Source organism: Serratia grimesii NBRC 13537 (genome assembly GCF_001590905.1).
GTDB classification, from domain to species: Bacteria; Pseudomonadota; Gammaproteobacteria; order Enterobacterales; family Enterobacteriaceae; genus Serratia; species Serratia grimesii.
Window position 1 is genome coordinate 32,639 of record NZ_BCTT01000002.1, and the last position, 15,532, is coordinate 48,170.

The 15,532-nt window shown below is 52.3% G+C and carries 14 protein-coding genes; 10 read left to right on the top strand and 4 right to left on the bottom strand.

Going from position 1 to position 15,532, the window contains the following annotated elements; translation table 11 throughout:
• The first annotated feature begins 67 nt into the window (after positions 1-67).
• Positions 68-982: a LysR substrate-binding domain-containing protein gene (locus tag SGR01S_RS01110; RefSeq protein ID WP_061806277.1), complete on the top strand. Its 915-nt coding sequence runs from the start codon at positions 68-70 to the stop codon at positions 980-982.
• 46 nt (positions 983-1,028) lie between these two features.
• Here SGR01S_RS01110 and SGR01S_RS01115 read toward each other — a convergent pair whose 3' ends face one another.
• Together SGR01S_RS01115 and SGR01S_RS01120 are read right to left on the bottom strand one after the other, a co-directional pair.
• Positions 1,029-2,966: a DUF3857 domain-containing transglutaminase family protein gene (locus SGR01S_RS01115; protein WP_061806278.1), complete on the bottom strand. Its 1,938-nt coding sequence runs from the start codon at positions 2,964-2,966 to the stop codon at positions 1,029-1,031.
• Between the two features lie 134 nt (positions 2,967-3,100).
• Positions 3,101-3,670: a helix-turn-helix domain-containing protein gene (locus SGR01S_RS01120; protein ID WP_037415387.1), complete on the bottom strand. Its 570-nt coding sequence runs from the start codon at positions 3,668-3,670 to the stop codon at positions 3,101-3,103.
• Positions 3,671-3,798: 128 nt separating this feature from the next.
• On the opposite strand from SGR01S_RS01120, the gene SGR01S_RS01125 reads away from it, so the two are divergent.
• From SGR01S_RS01125 to SGR01S_RS01165, 9 genes are all read left to right on the top strand, one after another.
• Positions 3,799-4,704, top strand: a complete 906-nt coding sequence (locus SGR01S_RS01125; RefSeq protein ID WP_061806279.1) for a DMT family transporter — start codon at positions 3,799-3,801, stop codon at positions 4,702-4,704.
• A 201-nt stretch (positions 4,705-4,905) separates the two neighbouring features.
• Positions 4,906-5,856, top strand: coding sequence for a 2-hydroxyacid dehydrogenase (locus SGR01S_RS01130; RefSeq protein ID WP_061806280.1), 951 nt, complete (start codon positions 4,906-4,908; stop codon positions 5,854-5,856).
• 90 nt (positions 5,857-5,946) lie between these two features.
• The gene (locus SGR01S_RS01135; RefSeq protein ID WP_037415394.1) at positions 5,947-7,254 is read left to right on the top strand and encodes an MFS transporter; all 1,308 of its coding nucleotides are present in this window, start codon (positions 5,947-5,949) and stop codon (positions 7,252-7,254) included.
• 88 nt (positions 7,255-7,342) lie between these two features.
• Positions 7,343-8,077, top strand: coding sequence for a MurR/RpiR family transcriptional regulator (locus SGR01S_RS01140; RefSeq protein WP_061806281.1), 735 nt, complete (start codon positions 7,343-7,345; stop codon positions 8,075-8,077).
• Between the two features lie 128 nt (positions 8,078-8,205).
• On the top strand, positions 8,206-9,642 hold the full coding sequence (locus SGR01S_RS01145) for a 6-phospho-beta-glucosidase (protein ID WP_061806282.1): 1,437 nt from the start codon (positions 8,206-8,208) through the stop codon (positions 9,640-9,642).
• 407 nt (positions 9,643-10,049) lie between these two features.
• Entirely contained in the window at positions 10,050-10,937 is an 888-nt protein-coding gene (locus SGR01S_RS01150; RefSeq protein WP_061806410.1) for a PhzF family phenazine biosynthesis protein, read from the top strand.
• A gap of 346 nt (positions 10,938-11,283) precedes the next feature.
• Complete coding sequence (gene pcaH, locus SGR01S_RS01155; protein WP_061806283.1) at positions 11,284-12,012, top strand: protocatechuate 3,4-dioxygenase subunit beta; 729 nt, start codon at positions 11,284-11,286, stop codon at positions 12,010-12,012.
• Complete coding sequence (pcaG, locus tag SGR01S_RS01160) at positions 12,012-12,635, top strand: protocatechuate 3,4-dioxygenase subunit alpha (protein WP_037415968.1); 624 nt, start codon at positions 12,012-12,014, stop codon at positions 12,633-12,635. Before pcaH ends, pcaG begins: the two co-directional genes overlap by 1 nt.
• A gap of 97 nt (positions 12,636-12,732) precedes the next feature.
• Positions 12,733-13,668 (top strand): LysR substrate-binding domain-containing protein, encoded by a 936-nt coding sequence (locus SGR01S_RS01165; RefSeq protein WP_061806284.1) that lies wholly within the window; start codon positions 12,733-12,735, stop codon positions 13,666-13,668.
• On the opposite strand, the gene pcaC is transcribed toward SGR01S_RS01165, so the two are convergent.
• Entirely contained in the window at positions 13,665-14,054 is a 390-nt protein-coding gene (pcaC, locus tag SGR01S_RS01170) for a 4-carboxymuconolactone decarboxylase (RefSeq protein WP_061806285.1), read from the bottom strand. The two genes, SGR01S_RS01165 and pcaC, sit on opposite strands and share 4 nt — an antisense overlap.
• Positions 14,044-15,411: a 3-carboxy-cis,cis-muconate cycloisomerase gene (locus SGR01S_RS01175; RefSeq protein ID WP_061806286.1), complete on the bottom strand. Its 1,368-nt coding sequence runs from the start codon at positions 15,409-15,411 to the stop codon at positions 14,044-14,046. The genes pcaC and SGR01S_RS01175 overlap by 11 nt, the downstream gene beginning before the upstream one ends.
• Positions 15,412-15,532: the final 121 nt, after the last annotated feature.

Below are 15,532 nucleotides of genomic sequence, written 5' to 3' on the forward strand. Positions count from 1 at the left end.
AAACTATAAAGTTGCGCTAGGATGTGAACAATACACACTCACCTGACAACAGTTGTTAGTTTATCTTATGAATAGACAAGACCCGCTTAACGGCATTCACTTGTTTTTGACCGTGGTCGAGGCTGGCAATTTTTCCCGTGCCGCGTCGATGCTTGGTGTCACACCTGCCGCAGTAAGTCTGAGGATTGGGCAGTTGGAAACTGAACTGGCGGTAAAGCTGTTTCATCGCTCAACACGCAGTGTCAGCCTCAGTGAGGCGGGTGAGTGGTTCTATCACAGCGTTGCACCTTTTTATCAACATATACTTAATGCCCGCGAAGGCCTGCATCAAAACCAAAACCTGCCGTCAGGCCATTTACGCATCACCGCTGTGCAAATGGCCAAAGAACTGCTCAAAGCGCCCTTGTTAGCCGAATTCAACCGCCGCTATCCACAAATCACATTGGAAATAAATTACGAAGATCATCTGGTGGATATTATTCAGGAACGCATTGATGTGGGTATTCGACTCGCGGATAAATTACAACCCGGTATGGTTGGCGTGCAGATCACCCCGGAGCTGCCATGTGCACTCATCGCTTCACTCAGTTATATTGAGCAATATTCTGCCCCAGAGACCATTTCCGATTTGCAACAACATCGCTGCATACGCTTTCGCTTCCCTGATCGCGGCGTATTGCATAAATGGGCGTTGACCGAGGGTGGAAAAGATCATGACATTGACATGCCTGGCGTATTTATTACCGACAATACAGAGGCAGTTATAGAGGCTGCTCGAGCTGGAATGGGTATTGCCCATGTATTTTTACGTCACCGGATAAAAAAGGAACTTGAAGCAGGCTCGCTGGTTGAAATAATGCCCGGCTCTTGTCGCCCTTTGCCACCCATGTGGGTCTACTACGCCAATCGGAAATATGTACCGAAGAAAGTCAGAGTATTTATCGATGAATTAAAACGTCACAGTCAGATGCTGTCATGGTAAAACAATGTCCCATTGTCCGACAGACAACAATGGGACATGAACACGATTACCCGCTGGTTTTATTCACTGCACCGTTCGCCAACTCGCCGTAAACCACCTGCCCGCGGAAACCACGACGCACCTGCTGGAATAACTCGCGGAACGCCGGATAATCCTGCGCCTGACAGAGGGTAGCTTCACCGTGAATGGCATTCAGCTGCAACCTGTGATTGACGATCACCTGTTGTCCATCTCGCTGCCATTTAACCTGATAATCACCCGCCGTATTGCGGAATTGCTGATCTTTTGGAATAGCAATAATGGGGATATTCGCAGGCAATTGCAGACGATATGTTTCATCATAGCGTTGCGCATTGCAATAGAATGGCGTTTCGTTCGTTAACGCGGCAGTGGTCGTATAAAGTGTGCGGAAAGACTTGCCGCCCGGCGGATTGGGCACGGTCATCCCACCCACAACGCCAAAATCGACATAGTCATCGGCTTTGAAACGGAAGCTGTAACTAAACTGTTTTTTTAGATCCAGCGGATCACCGCTCATCGCCACCTGCCCGCGCCCGTCGATGCCGGAGGAAGACATGATGGATTCCTCGGTCCGCGCCCGATTATGCGGATTAACTTTAGAGAAATAACCTCGCAGGTTGATCTCATCAACTTCACTTAATTTTCGTTCGGTTTGCCCACGCATTGTGCCCGACTGATCGAACACAACGTCAACATTGAGTGGGCTTTCAGTCCGTTGTGCATCATTGTTCGGGGTATGTGCCAATTTCGCTTCACGCGTCAATAACACCGGAACGCCCAGATCACCCTCCGGCAATTGACCAAAGCGTGCCCAAGGACTGGTTGAATCCAGATACACATCAAACTCAGGCACGTAAGTGATGGCATGGTTAAAGCGACCCAGCAGGGGCACTTCAGGCAGAATCGGTCCTTTCATCATGCCAATTAACACCGGCGAACTCTCTATCCCCTTGGCAGCCAACAGCGCCTCCAACAGCACCACATGATCCTTACAATCGCCATAATGGTTGTCGAGAATACTTTGCGCAGAATTAGGCTCCAATCCGCCGTTACCCAGGTATACCGCAACATAACGGATATTCTGTGCCACCCAGCGATAAATTGCTGCGGCCTGTTCACGGCGATCGTCAATGCCGACGGTGATGTGATCTGCCTTTGCCTGCACTGCCGGAGTGACCTTTGCCGCTTCACTGGCCTTCAACTGATAGGCTTTGGCCAGTTGTGGCCACTCGCGGTAGGTACTGGCCATAATGGTTGGGCTGAATGTCCAGCGATCTGCCGCCCAATTCTGCGCCTTCAGTGGCACGCTTCGTTGGTAATGCCAACGCCAGTAAGCCTGCCCATCACGGATCTGCGGCTTATCACTGCCTTCTACATCCCGAATATAAATATGCATTGGCAAATCTGCCGGCGCCTGCAAATTGACCTCTGCATCGTCAAATTGCTCGAATACACTAAAGGTTTCCCACAGACCAAAATAATCTGGGAAGTAAGGGACATTTTGGGTTTGGCGCAGCTGATATACGATACGAGACCCTGGTGCCAGGTTGGGGAATACGATCACTTTCACTTTACGGTCGGCATACACGGCGGCTGAAGCGCTGGAGTAGCTTTCCTGGGTATAAATGCGATCAGGTGCCACATCATGACGTTGACCGTCAGCCGTGAGCGTATAGGCCAAAACCACCTCCAGCGTTTCCATTTTCTCGCTGTAACTCAATCGAATTTGACTGAACTTCTCAACCGCTGCCTTGGTTTTAAGCAAGATCTCATAACTTTCGGTTTTCACGCTGTGGGCATTGGCAAGAACCTGATAGTCAGCACGGTAACGTACAAAGCTGAAGTCATTGCTGGCTGCCGCTTCCTGCCCTGTGGGCAAGGTCGAATCGGCGGCCAGCAACATGACAGGGTGTGCCGCCGTCAAACTGGTGAGCAGCAGTATCGATGGGATCGCTATTTTCATTCTCATTCCTTTGACAAAGAGTAACCGGCCATAAGGCACCGTATCCATAGAACCCTGGCACAACACTATGACAATCATTCATGTTCAATAAACATCGGGTCAACCCGGATGCATTATTCCATCAATGCGCAAAACTACCCTTGCTCTATCAACATGACCGCCGTGGTATCCGCTTCCAGGGCTTCAAAGATGTGCTCTCGATCGGCGGAATAACTGATGTAGTCCCCCGCGCTCAGTTCCACTGGTTGTTCTGTCGGTCCAATTCTCGCTCTACCGCTACTGATAATCACATGTTCAATGGTGCCCGGCATATGCGGCCGGGAAATACGTGATTCTCCCGGCTGAACGCGCAGACGGTAAATATCCCTTTGCGCCCCCGGAGGGCAAGTCGCCAACAACGTTGCTGCATAATTAGCGTGTTCAGAAACGGTAGTAACCCCTTCATTAGCGCGGATCACCTGAACGTGCTGGCGCGGTTGTGAGATTAACCGACTGACGGGTACATCCAGCGCCATTGCCAACGACCACAGCGTTTCCAGACTGGGATTACCACTGCCGGTCTCCAGTTGCGAGAGTGTCGATTTGGCTATGCCCGCCCGGCGGGCCAGTTCGGTAACCGTCAACCCAATTCGTTCGCGCTCACGGCGGATTGCGGCAGAAAGCAGGCCAATGGGTGTTGCGTTATTACTCGCATTATCGCTCATCGTTCACCATATCATCCATTTGTTCGACTTGACGAACACCTTGAGGATGTTCATCATAATGTTCAGTTGTTCATTTTAATGATATACACCAACATCGGCAAGCGCTGAGCAGATCAGGGAGAAAACGAATGAAAATAAAAACCAGCGGTGTGCTGCAGATGGTCCTTGCCATGGTGATTTCTGGCACCGTGGGTTGGCCTGTCATCTTACTGGGGCAGCCGGCACCCACAGTGGTTTTCTGGCGCTGTACGTTTGGTGCGCTGGCAATGCTTATTGTCTGTGCCTCGCTCGGCCAGCTAAGAAAAGACGTGCTAACTCGTCGCCAGGCGGCCATTGCGGTACTGGGGGGTATAGCACTGGTGTTGAACTGGACGCTGCTTTTCGGCGCCTACTCTTACGCTTCGATTGCTGTGGCTACGGTCACCTATCACGTTCAGCCTTTTATGTTAGTCGGGTTGGGGGTGCTGCTTTTTGGTGAAAAAATGACGGCGAATAAACTCGGTTGGCTGCTATTGGCCTTTGGGGGAATGTTGCTGATCATTATTGGCAAACAAGATGCCGGTAGTTCCAATGTCCATTACCTTACCGGCGTGTTACTGGCACTGGGCGCTGTCTTTATGTATGCGGTAACTGCAGCCATCGTCAAGCAATTGAAAGGCGTGCCGCCGCATCTACTTGTGCTCATTCAGCTCACCGTTGGCATGGTATTGCTGGCACCATTCGCCGGTCTGACTTCTCTGCCACCAACAGCCCACACGTGGCTACTATTGGCCACCCTTGGCTTACTGCATACCGGGTTGATGTCATCGTTGTTGTACAGTGCGATCCAAAAAATCCCCACCAGTCTGATCGGCGCATTGTCGTTCATCTACCCGCTAATGGCGATTATCGTCGACTGGGCCGTATTCGGGCACCGCCTTAGCTTAATGCAGTTGTTGGGCGCTGCCGCCATATTGTTGTCGGCAGCCGGCATGAACTTTGGTTGGCGGCTATTGCGAGCGAGTAAATCCGCCTCACAGGCCGAAGATCACTAACGGCTGCGACATCTACCAATGAGCCTCTTCGCCGTCGAATCGCATGTTACGGCTCGCTGTTACCGGTTTTACCCCCTCGGTCACATTACCGGTAACACCCTTTTTTAACATCCTTCAGCGTGATATCTGTCGCAAAACCGTCTGTGGAAAACCGCTTTTATAGCAATAACGACGTAACGCTATTTTTGAACAGGTGAAACCATGACGACCTATACGCCCGATGAAGTGCTGTTAATTGCCCCAGTAATGGAAAACCTGCTTGCTCGCCTTGATGCCACCTTTGTCGTGCATCGGTTATATGAACAGGCGGACCCGGTCGCCTTCCTGTCAACGAATGGACGTACTATCCGGGCTGTCGTCACCCGTGGGGACATCGGTGTCACAACGCCGGTTCTCGAACAGTTACCGCACTTGGGGCTGATTGCCGTGTTTGGCGTAGGAACTGACGCCATTGACCTGAACTACACCCGCAAGCGCGGTATTAAGGTCACCATCACCTCCGGCGCATTGACAGAAGACGTGGCCGATATGGCACTCGGGCTGCTGCTGGCAACTGCGCGTCAACTGTGTCACAACGACCGCTTTGTTCGTGATGGCCGTTGGCTACACGAAGCGCCAGGCCTGTCGGTACAGGTCAGCGGCAAACGACTGGGCATTTTTGGCATGGGGAACATCGGTCGGGCCATCGCCCAGCGTGCAGCCGGCTTCAACATGCGCATCCAATACGCCAGCCACCAACAGGACAGTTCACTGCCCTACACCTATTATCCGGATCTGCTGGCATTGGCGCGGGAAAGTGACTTCTTTGTGATTGCCATTTCCGGCGGTAAGGACAGCGCAGGTCTGGTGGATAAAGCGGTGTTCGATGCGCTACCGTCTCATGCGCTGGTGATCAACATTGCTCGCGGTAGCATCGTCAACGAAACCGACCTGATCGCAGCGCTACAAAGCGGTGCCATTGCCGGTGCCGGGCTCGACGTTTATGCCCACGAACCGCAGGTCCCTGCCGCGCTGATCGCTATGGATAACGTTGTACTGCAACCGCATATCGCCAGCGCTACCCAAGAAACACGGCAAAAAATGAGCGAGATCGTGTTTACCAACGTCGAAGCCTTTTTTAATCATGCGCCGTTGCCCCACGCCATTGAATAAATAACGCGTTTTCTTTCGATTTTATTACCGCCGAATAACAGAACCTCTTTGTCTGGAGGTTCTCCCTGCGCCTTATAAAGAGAGATCGCCATGGATAATAAAATACCCAACACCCGCTGGCTGCGGGTCATTGCACCGATCCTGATTGCCTGCATTATTTCCTTTATGGACCGGGTAAATATCAGTTTTGCACTGCCCGGCGGTATGGAAAGTGATCTGGGCATCACCAGTCAGATGGCCGGTTTGGCCAGCGGCATCTTCTTTATCGGCTATTTGTTTTTGCAGGTTCCTGGTGGACGTATTGCGGTTAACGGCAGCGGCAAACGCTTTATTGCGTGGTCACTGTGTGCCTGGGCGGTGGTTTCAATAGCAACCGGTTTTGTCACCAATCATTATCAACTTCTGGTACTGCGCTTTGTCTTGGGGATTTCTGAAGGCGGCATGTTACCGGTCGTACTGACCATGATCAGCAACTGGTTTCCAGAAAAAGAGCTGGGCCGAGCCAACGCCTTTGTCATGATGTTTGCGCCGTTGGGAGGCATGCTGACTGCACCGATCTCTGGAGCCATCATTAACCAACTCGATTGGCGCTGGTTGTTTATCCTCGAAGGCTTGCTGTCGTTAGTGGTTTTAGCCGTGTGGTGGTTATTGATCAGCGATCGACCACAAGAAGCACGTTGGTTACCGGCCCGCGAGCGAGAATATCTGATAACAGAACTCACGCGAGAACGTCAGGCACGCAGCAGAACACAACCTGTCAGCAATGCCCCACTGAAGGACGTATTCCGTAATAAAGGGCTAATGAAGCTGGTGTTGCTGAACTTCTTTTATCAAACCGGTGACTACGGCTACACCCTGTGGCTGCCCACCATTCTGAAGAACCTCACTGGCGGTAATATGGCCTCTGTGGGCTTCCTGGCAATTTTGCCTTTCGTGGCAACGTTGTTGGGGATTTACCTGATTTCTGTACTTACCGACAAAACCGGCAAGCGCCGTCTGTGGGTGATGGTTTCATTGTTCTGCTTCGCTGCCGCTTTGTTGGCATCGGTAGTGTTACGCCATAACGTGGTGGCCGCCTATATCGCGTTAGTGGTTTGTGGTTTCTTCCTGAAAGCGGCGACCAGCCCATTCTGGTCAATGCCTGGGCGTATCGCCTCAGCAGAAGTGGCCGGTGGCGCACGTGGGGTGATTAATGGTTTGGGCAACCTGGGTGGGTTCTGCGGACCTTATCTGGTGGGTGTGATGATTTATCTGTATGGGCAAAACGTTGCGGTTTGCGGATTGGCGGTGTCACTGATCATTGCCGGGATCATCGCATGGCGCTTGCCAAAAGAGTGCGACCTGACCGACAGTGAAACAGCGCATGATGCGTTGCTGGACAAGGCCAAACGGGCCTGAGTGACAATGAAAACCACAAGCGGGCAACGGCAAAATTTGCTATGTTAGCCCGCTGATTAAGGTCTGTTGTTACTCGCTGGATAGGTCTATGTTTACCCATAAAGCAATTGCCGAACTCAATACACTGGAGTTGATGGTTTATAACTACGTCATCAAGAATAAGAACCCAGTGATATACATGACCATTCGTGAACTGGCGGAGGCCGCCGGGGTATCCACGACCACGGTACTGCGTTTTTGCAAAAAAATGGGCTGCGACGGTTATTCAGAATTTCGTATTCGCTTTAAATTGTATCTTGAGCAAACCGAAGCACCGCCGATAGATTTCGGCACCAGCGAAATAATCAGTTTCTTTAAAAGTATCAACAACGACGAATTTAACCAACTGCTTGACCAAGCGGTACAATATATTGCTGCCGCAGAGCGTATTATTTTTGTTGGCGTCAGCACGTCGGGGGCGTTGGGGAAATACGGTGCGCGTTTCTTTTCCAATGTAGGAAAATTTAGCACCCATATTGATGATCCGTATTATCCTATCAACAGTGATATGTATAAAAGCGCGATCGCCATTATGCTTTCTGTGTCTGGCGAGACAGAAGAAATCCTGCGCCTTGCCAGCCAGTTCAGCCTGCATAACTGCAAGATCGTCAGCATCACCAACAATGAAACCTCATCACTGGCACGTATGGCAGACTTCAACCTCTCCTACCATGTTCCCCCGCAGCTGATTGCCGGACAACATAATATCACGACACAAATCCCGGTAATCTACATTATTGAAACCATCGGAAAGCGGCTGGGTCATATTGGCGCCACAAAATAAAACAGCCTGTTTTTTTAATGTGACACGTCACCTGAGAGGGGGATTTGTTATATCGTGACATTCAATTTCAGCTTGCTACTATATTCTCAGACGTGACCTTTCATTAATAATGGAATGAGAAACCAACGATGAAACAGCAACAGTTACCGAAAGATTTTCTGTGGGGAGGCGCCGTCGCTGCGCATCAGGTTGAAGGCGGTTGGGATCAGGGCGGTAAAGGCCCAAGTATCGCTGACGTATTGTCGGGCGGTGCACATGGCGTGGATCGTGTGATGACTGACGGTGTGCTGGAAGGCTATCGCTACCCTAACCACGAAGCGGTGGATTTCTACGGTCGCTACAAACAGGACATCGCGCTGTTCGCAGAAATGGGGTTCAAATGTTTCCGCACTTCGATCGCCTGGACGCGCATCTTCCCCAACGGGGATGAGCTTGAGCCGAATGAAGCCGGCCTGCAATTCTACGATGATCTGTTCGATGAACTGCTGAAATACAATATCCAGCCGGTAATCACCCTGTCGCACTTTGAGATGCCCTATCACCTGGTGAAAGAATATGGCGGTTGGAAGAACCGTCAGGTGGTCGATTTCTTCGTGCGTTTCAGCGAAGTGGTGCTGCGCCGCTATCAGCACAAAGTGAAATACTGGATGACCTTTAACGAGATCAACAACCAGAGCAACTATCAGTACCCGCTGTTCGGCTACTGCTGTTCCGGCGTTGTATATACTCAGGAAGAGAACCCTGAGCAGACGCTGTATCAAGTCTTGCACCATCAGTTTGTCGCCAGCGCCCTGGTAGTGAAACTGGGTCACCAGATTAACCCGGAATTCAAAATTGGCTGCATGCTGGCCTGCGTCCCCTTCTACCCGTACTCCTGCAAACCTGACGACGTCATGTACAGCGTCGAAGCCATGCACTCACGCTACCTGTACACCGACGTACAAGTGCGAGGCTACTATCCGTCGTATCTGTTGCGTGACTGGGAACGCAAAGGTTTTCAGATTGAAATGCAACCGCAGGACGCACAAACCCTGCGCGAAGGCTGTGCGGATTACATCGGCTTTAGCTACTACATGAGCAACGCCCTTAAGGCGGATGCGGTAAGCACGGGCGATGCGATGTTCGACTTCCCTGGCAACGTACCGAACCCGCACGTAAAAGCCTCCGACTGGGGCTGGCAGATTGACCCGGTTGGGCTGCGTTATTCACTGAACGTCTTGTACGAACGCTACCAGAAGCCGTTGTTTATCGTTGAGAACGGCTTTGGTGCTTTCGACAAGGTCGAAGCAGACGGTAAAATCAACGATGACTATCGTATCGACTACCTGCGTGCACATATCGAACAGATGAAAAAAGCAGTGATCGAAGATGGCGTTGATTTGATCGGCTACACCCCGTGGGGCTGCATCGACTGCGTTTCCTTCACTACCGGGGAGTACGGCAAACGCTACGGCTTTATTTACGTCGACAAACACGACGACGGCACTGGCACGCTCGAGCGTTCGCGCAAAAAGAGTTTTGACTGGTACCGAGGGGTGATCGCCAGCAACGGCGAACAACTTTAATACGTCAGTCCCTCATGTGAGCCACATCTTGTGGCTCATTTTTATTGAGTCACTTCACAGCGCACCCACAGATTCCCCCCTCCCAGACACTTCTTTTACACTGATTTCAACGCTCTCCCTGTCGAAGCATGATCCCTAACACCTGAAGACGACCTGACCTGTGTCCCGTTGATGAGCACCCTCGGATGTTAGCCATGTCTTCTGATCCAGTTTGGGTTCGACTGTAGATACAAGACTTATCTATGGCCATGCCTGAAAGAAACAGGCCTGATTCGAGAGGCTGCGGGCCGGGGTATTTATTTTTAAACGTTTCCCTCCAAAAGATGGTAGAAAGCATTTCTACAGTTAAAATAAAGGGATAGATGATGGGCACACGCGTTCACCAAGCCATAATGCAGGAGCAACAAATGCAAAATGAGACAACACACTCGGTCGGATATGACGTCAAGGTGCACCTCGTGAACGCATTTACCCGGGATAATTCTGGTGGTAACCCCGCCGGGGTCGTTCTCTACCCGCCGGACCTGAGCGCCGCGCAAAAAATAGCAATCGCGCGACAGGTGGGCTTTTCCGAGACCGCATTTGTCTATGCCGGTGAGGACACAGATTTCAAGGTGGATTTTTTTACGCCTGAAGGGGAAGTGGATTTCTGCGGACACGCGACATTAGCCGTTTTTTTCACCCTGGCTTCGCTCAATCTGCTTACACCGGGCCAATACATGCAAAAAACCAAGGCCGGTATTCTGAGTGTCGCCGTCAGCTCCCAGTGTATCGTTATGGAGCAAACCTTGCCGATCACGCGGCCAGGGCCTGATATCGAAGATGTCGCACTTGCCCTCGGCGTTCACCCAGAGGTCATTGCAGGGACTGGCTTGCCCATCGCGGTGATTTCAACAGGGTTACCGGACATTATTATCCCCGTGCAATCCGGCCATTTAGATAGCCTGCGACCCGATTATGACGCGATCGCCAACCTGAGCCGCACATTCGACGCTATCGGCTTCCACGTATTTGAACTGAGTCGCCATGCTGCCATCACAGCCCACTGCCGCAATTTCGCACCGCTTTATGGCATAAATGAAGAGTCCGCAACCGGTAGTGCCAGCGGCGCTCTGGGGTGCTATCTGAACCATCATCTCCAGCCCGGCGAAACGCACTTCCTGTTAGAGCAAGGGCGGGCCATGGGATGTTCTTCTCTGATCCAGGTGACGATTGAGACGCAGGCGCAGGCAATTAGCCGCGTTAGCGTCGGCGGACAAGCAATGATGGCCGGTATAAAAATGGTTAGACTTTAAAAGATAAATGAACGCGTTCTGCACAAATACGGGGTAAACCAGAAGAAAGGTGGTCTGCCCCAGAGTGAGATACTACGCGCAGTGAGTCATGTCAGAACCTTCACTCTTATACCCCCCATTTTTCCATTTTGGGTATATCGCCTTTACGTTCTTGGGGTTAGTAAAGAAGCGAACCCATGTCATTACATAACTTTAGGTTATGTAAAACACCGCTAAATTTCACTTTATCGTAACACTCTGGCTTGCGAGACTCAGAGTGGGGAATGACATTCACGCCCCTTCGCGCTGACACAACAATAAAACAGATCAGCCCTCTGCACCCTGCCCACGCCATGAGGATTTCCGCATGAGCCAGATAAATGAACTGTACCATCGCAACTATGATCTGCATCCGCCGGTCCTGGTGCCGGAATATAAAACCAGCATACTCCGCTCCCCCAAAAATGCGCTGATATCACTGCAAAATTCGCTCTCCGAGATCACTGGCCCCGTATTTGGTCAACATGAACTCGGCGCACAGGATAACGATCTGATCCTGAATTACGCCAAGCAGGGTTTGCCCATTGGCGAACGTATTATCGTGCACGGCTATGTCCGCGATGAAAATGGCCTCCCCATGCGCAATGCGCTGGTCGAAGTGTGGCAAGCCAATGCTGGTGGTCGCTACCGCCATAAAAAGGATCAGTATTTAGCACCGATAGACCCGAACTTTGGAGGCTGCGGACGCATGCTGACCGACAATAACGGTTATTACTTTTTCCGTACTATCAAGCCGGGCCCTTACCCATGGCGTAACCGGGTTAACGATTGGCGTCCTGCACATATTCACTTTTCGCTGTCCGGCGATGCCTTCGCCCAGCGGTTGATCACCCAGATGTACTTTGAAGGCGATCCGCTGATTGCCAGTTGCCCGATTGTCCGTGCTATCAAAAATGACGATGCCGTGCGCACGTTGATCGCCGGTCTGGACAAAACGGCTTCGGTTCAACTCGATAGCCTGGCCTATCGTTTCGATCTGGTGCTACGCGGTCACCGCGCCACCTTATTTGAAAACCGTTTGCAGGGGAAAGCATGATGCCGCAAAACTACCTACCGGAAACGCCGTCCCAAACCGCCGGGCCTTATGTACACATTGGCCTTGCTCCCCTTGCCGCGGGTTTTGAGATCTTCGAAAACAACTTTGGGCACGTACTGACCCAACCGGAAACCCAGGGTCAACGCATAACGCTTGAAGGACAGGTGTTCGACGGCAGCGGCACACCTATTCGTGACGTGTTGTTGGAAATTTGGCAGGCCAATGCCCATGGACGCTATAACCACCCAGGCGATCAACAACAGCACAAACCGCTTGATCCCACATTCCGGGGTTGGGGACGCAGCTGTTCCGACTTTGAAACAGGCCTCTACCGTTTTGACACCATCAAGCCGGGTGCTGTTTGTGGTCGTGATGGGCGGATGATGGCACCACATATTAACCTGTGGATTGTCGCTCGCGGCATCAATATTGGGTTACATACCCGGGTTTATTTTGCCGACGAGGCTACAGCAAACCAACAAGATCCTGTGCTGAATCTGATCGAACTGGAGGTACGCCGTAAAACGCTGATTGCCCACCCAGAACGTCGGGATAATGAGGTTGTGTATCGCTTTGATATTGTGATCCAGGGCGAAGGCGAAACGGTCTTTTTCGATCTGTAATTTCTGCCTGCCTGTGGCCGCAAAGAATCTGTACGCCAGTACAAATTTGCGGCCACCATCACTTGTTACCTCTGGGGAATTCTTCCTACACTGAGGTATGAAAAAAGCCAATTTATTTATCCAACGCATGCGTTTACGCCACATCAACAGCTTTGTTGCCGTGGCGCAAGAGCGCTCGTTGAGCCGTGCAGCCGATAAGCTGAGCCTAAGCCAGCCTGCACTGTCAAAGACGCTTAACGAATTGGAAGCGTTGACTGGCAACCGCCTGCTGGTACGTAACCGCCAGGGAACACGGCTGACTGAACAAGGGGAGCAGTTTCTCGGCTATGCCACTCGCGTGCTGGAGGCACTCACAGCGGCGGGACACGCGCTCGACCGGCTCGATGACGAACCTGCACGCGTATTGCGTGTCGGCGCGCTACCGACCACCGCACTGGGCATGTTGCCGCAATCCATCGGACAATATCAGCAGGCGCACCCTTATTCGCGCATTCAGGTCGTCACCGGTAAAAACACGGAGCTGTTAGCTCAGCTTAAAGCGGGCGAAATTGACGTGGCAATAGGTCGAATGGCCGATCCCGAAATGATGAGTGGACTGGCGTTTGAGTTATTACTGTTGGAATCATTGTTGATGGTGACCCGGCCCGGACATCCATTGTTAAGTGAAACCATCACCCTAGAGCGTGCGCTGAACTATCCAGCCATTATTTCACCAAAGGGCACGGTGCCGCGCCACAATACTGAGAACCTGCTTTCAACACAGGGATTCAGTCTGCCTGGCCAGTACATCGAAACGCTATCCGCCTCGCTGGCACGTCAGATGACACTGCAATTCGACTATCTGTGGTTTGTCCCCTCCAGTGCAGTGAAAATGGATATTTCCTCCGGTCAGCTTGTCCCCTTGCCGTTACCCACGCAGGGAATGGAGGAGGCCGTCGGCATTCTGACACGTAACGACGGTGAGCTGAGCGAGTCCGTACTGGCATTTATCACGACGGTGCGCCGTATCGCCGGCGCTGCGCGAAACGTTTAATCGGCTTCCCGGTCCTGCTCGGCAAACACTTCCGCTGCCAGATGGAACGCCGAATTTGCTGCCGGCAGACCGCAGTAAAGCGCGCTTTGCATCAGCACTTCTTTGATTTCGTCCCGGGTCACACCGTTGTTTACTGCCGCTTTTAAGTGCATCCGCAATTCGGCTTCCCGATTAAGCGCGATCAGCATCGCAATGGTGATCAGGCTGCGGCTATGGCGCGCCAGCCCCGGCCGTGTCCAGATCTCCCCCCAGGCGTAGCGGCTGATAAAATCCTGAAACTCTTCGTTTAACGGTGTGAGCTGGCTGAGGCTGCGATCAACATGGGCGTCTCCCAGCACCGCTCTGCGCACGTCAATGCCCTGTTGGTAACGTTGTTCATCGTTCATCTTGATGTGCTCCTGATATTGCAGCGGCAGCCTGTGCAAGTACCTGCTGAGTAAAGGCGTGTGCACTGCCGAGGTATTGCTGCGGATCTAACAGTTCCGAAAGCCGCTGTGCCGACAAATGCGCCATGACGACAGGATCCTCAAGCAGCACATCTAGCAGTGTTAGCCTTTGCGCCAACGCGTAATGGCACTGTTTTTCTATGTGTTGATGCGCTTGTTGACGCCCCATAACCTCACCCAAGGCCATAGTGACGGCTTCTGCCATAATTACGCCATGAGTTAACCTCAGGTTATGCTGCATCTGTTGTGGAAACACCTGCAAGCCGGAGATCAGATCACCCGCAGTATGCAATGCTCCTGCTGACAGCATCACTAACTCAGGCAGGCTTTCCCACTCTGCATGCCAGCCGCCCAAACCGCGTTCGTGTTCTTGCACCATGGCGGCATACAACCCACCGATCAACGCTGGTACGCGATTAGCCGCCGAGAGGATCACCGCGCAGCCCACCGGATTGCGTTTGTGCGGCATTGTGGATGACCCGCCACGGCCCACCGCTTCCGGCTCAGCCACTTCCGCCACTTCCATTTGTGTCAGCAAAGCGATATCACGTGCCAATTTACCCAGCGTACCGGTTAAGCCCGCATACCAACCCGCAATCTCCAGCAGACGATCACGCTGGCTATGCCAAGGCGCATTAGCGGCGGTCAGTTGCAATCCGAACGCTAACGCGTTCACCAGCCGCTCACCGTTATCCCCCAACGATGCCAACGTACCGGCGGCCCCACCTAATTGCAGTGCTAACACTCGAGGCGACATTTCATTGAGCCGGGAGCGGTAGCGCAACAACGCATCCAGGGTACCCGCCAGTTTTAAGCCCCATGTGGTCGGTAGTGCATGTTGCATCCAGGTCCGTCCAACCAGTATGCAATCCTGATGTAACGTAATGTGCTGCACCAGTGCCGCAATTAACCGGTTCAAATCGCGCTGCGTCAGTTCAATTGCTCGCCGCAATTGCAGCACCAATCCGGTGTCGATAGCATCTTGGCTGGTCGCCCCCCAATGAACAAAGCGTGCGGCTTCGGCCTGCTGCTGCGCCACGATGAAAGTGAGCTGCTTCACCAATGGGATCGCCAGATTACCGGCCTGTGCCGCCGATTGAGCCAAAGCAGCCGCATCAAATAAATGGCTGTGACACGCAGCGGCAATATGCTGCGCAGCTTCCGTGGGAATAATGCCCAAGTCAGCCTGAGCGGTGGCCAATGCGGCTTCGAAATCCAGCATTCCTTGCAGCGTCGCTGCATCACTGAAACAATGGCTTACCGCTGAAGGCCGTAGCAGCGGCGTCAGTAATTCCATAAATCCTCCAGGCAAAGGGCTGATTCTCCCGATGATGGCGTGACGTCGTCGGCAGCGTCAAGAACGATAAACGTGACCTTGGGCGATTATCGAAACATTGGCCAATTTTATTGGTTTTTGC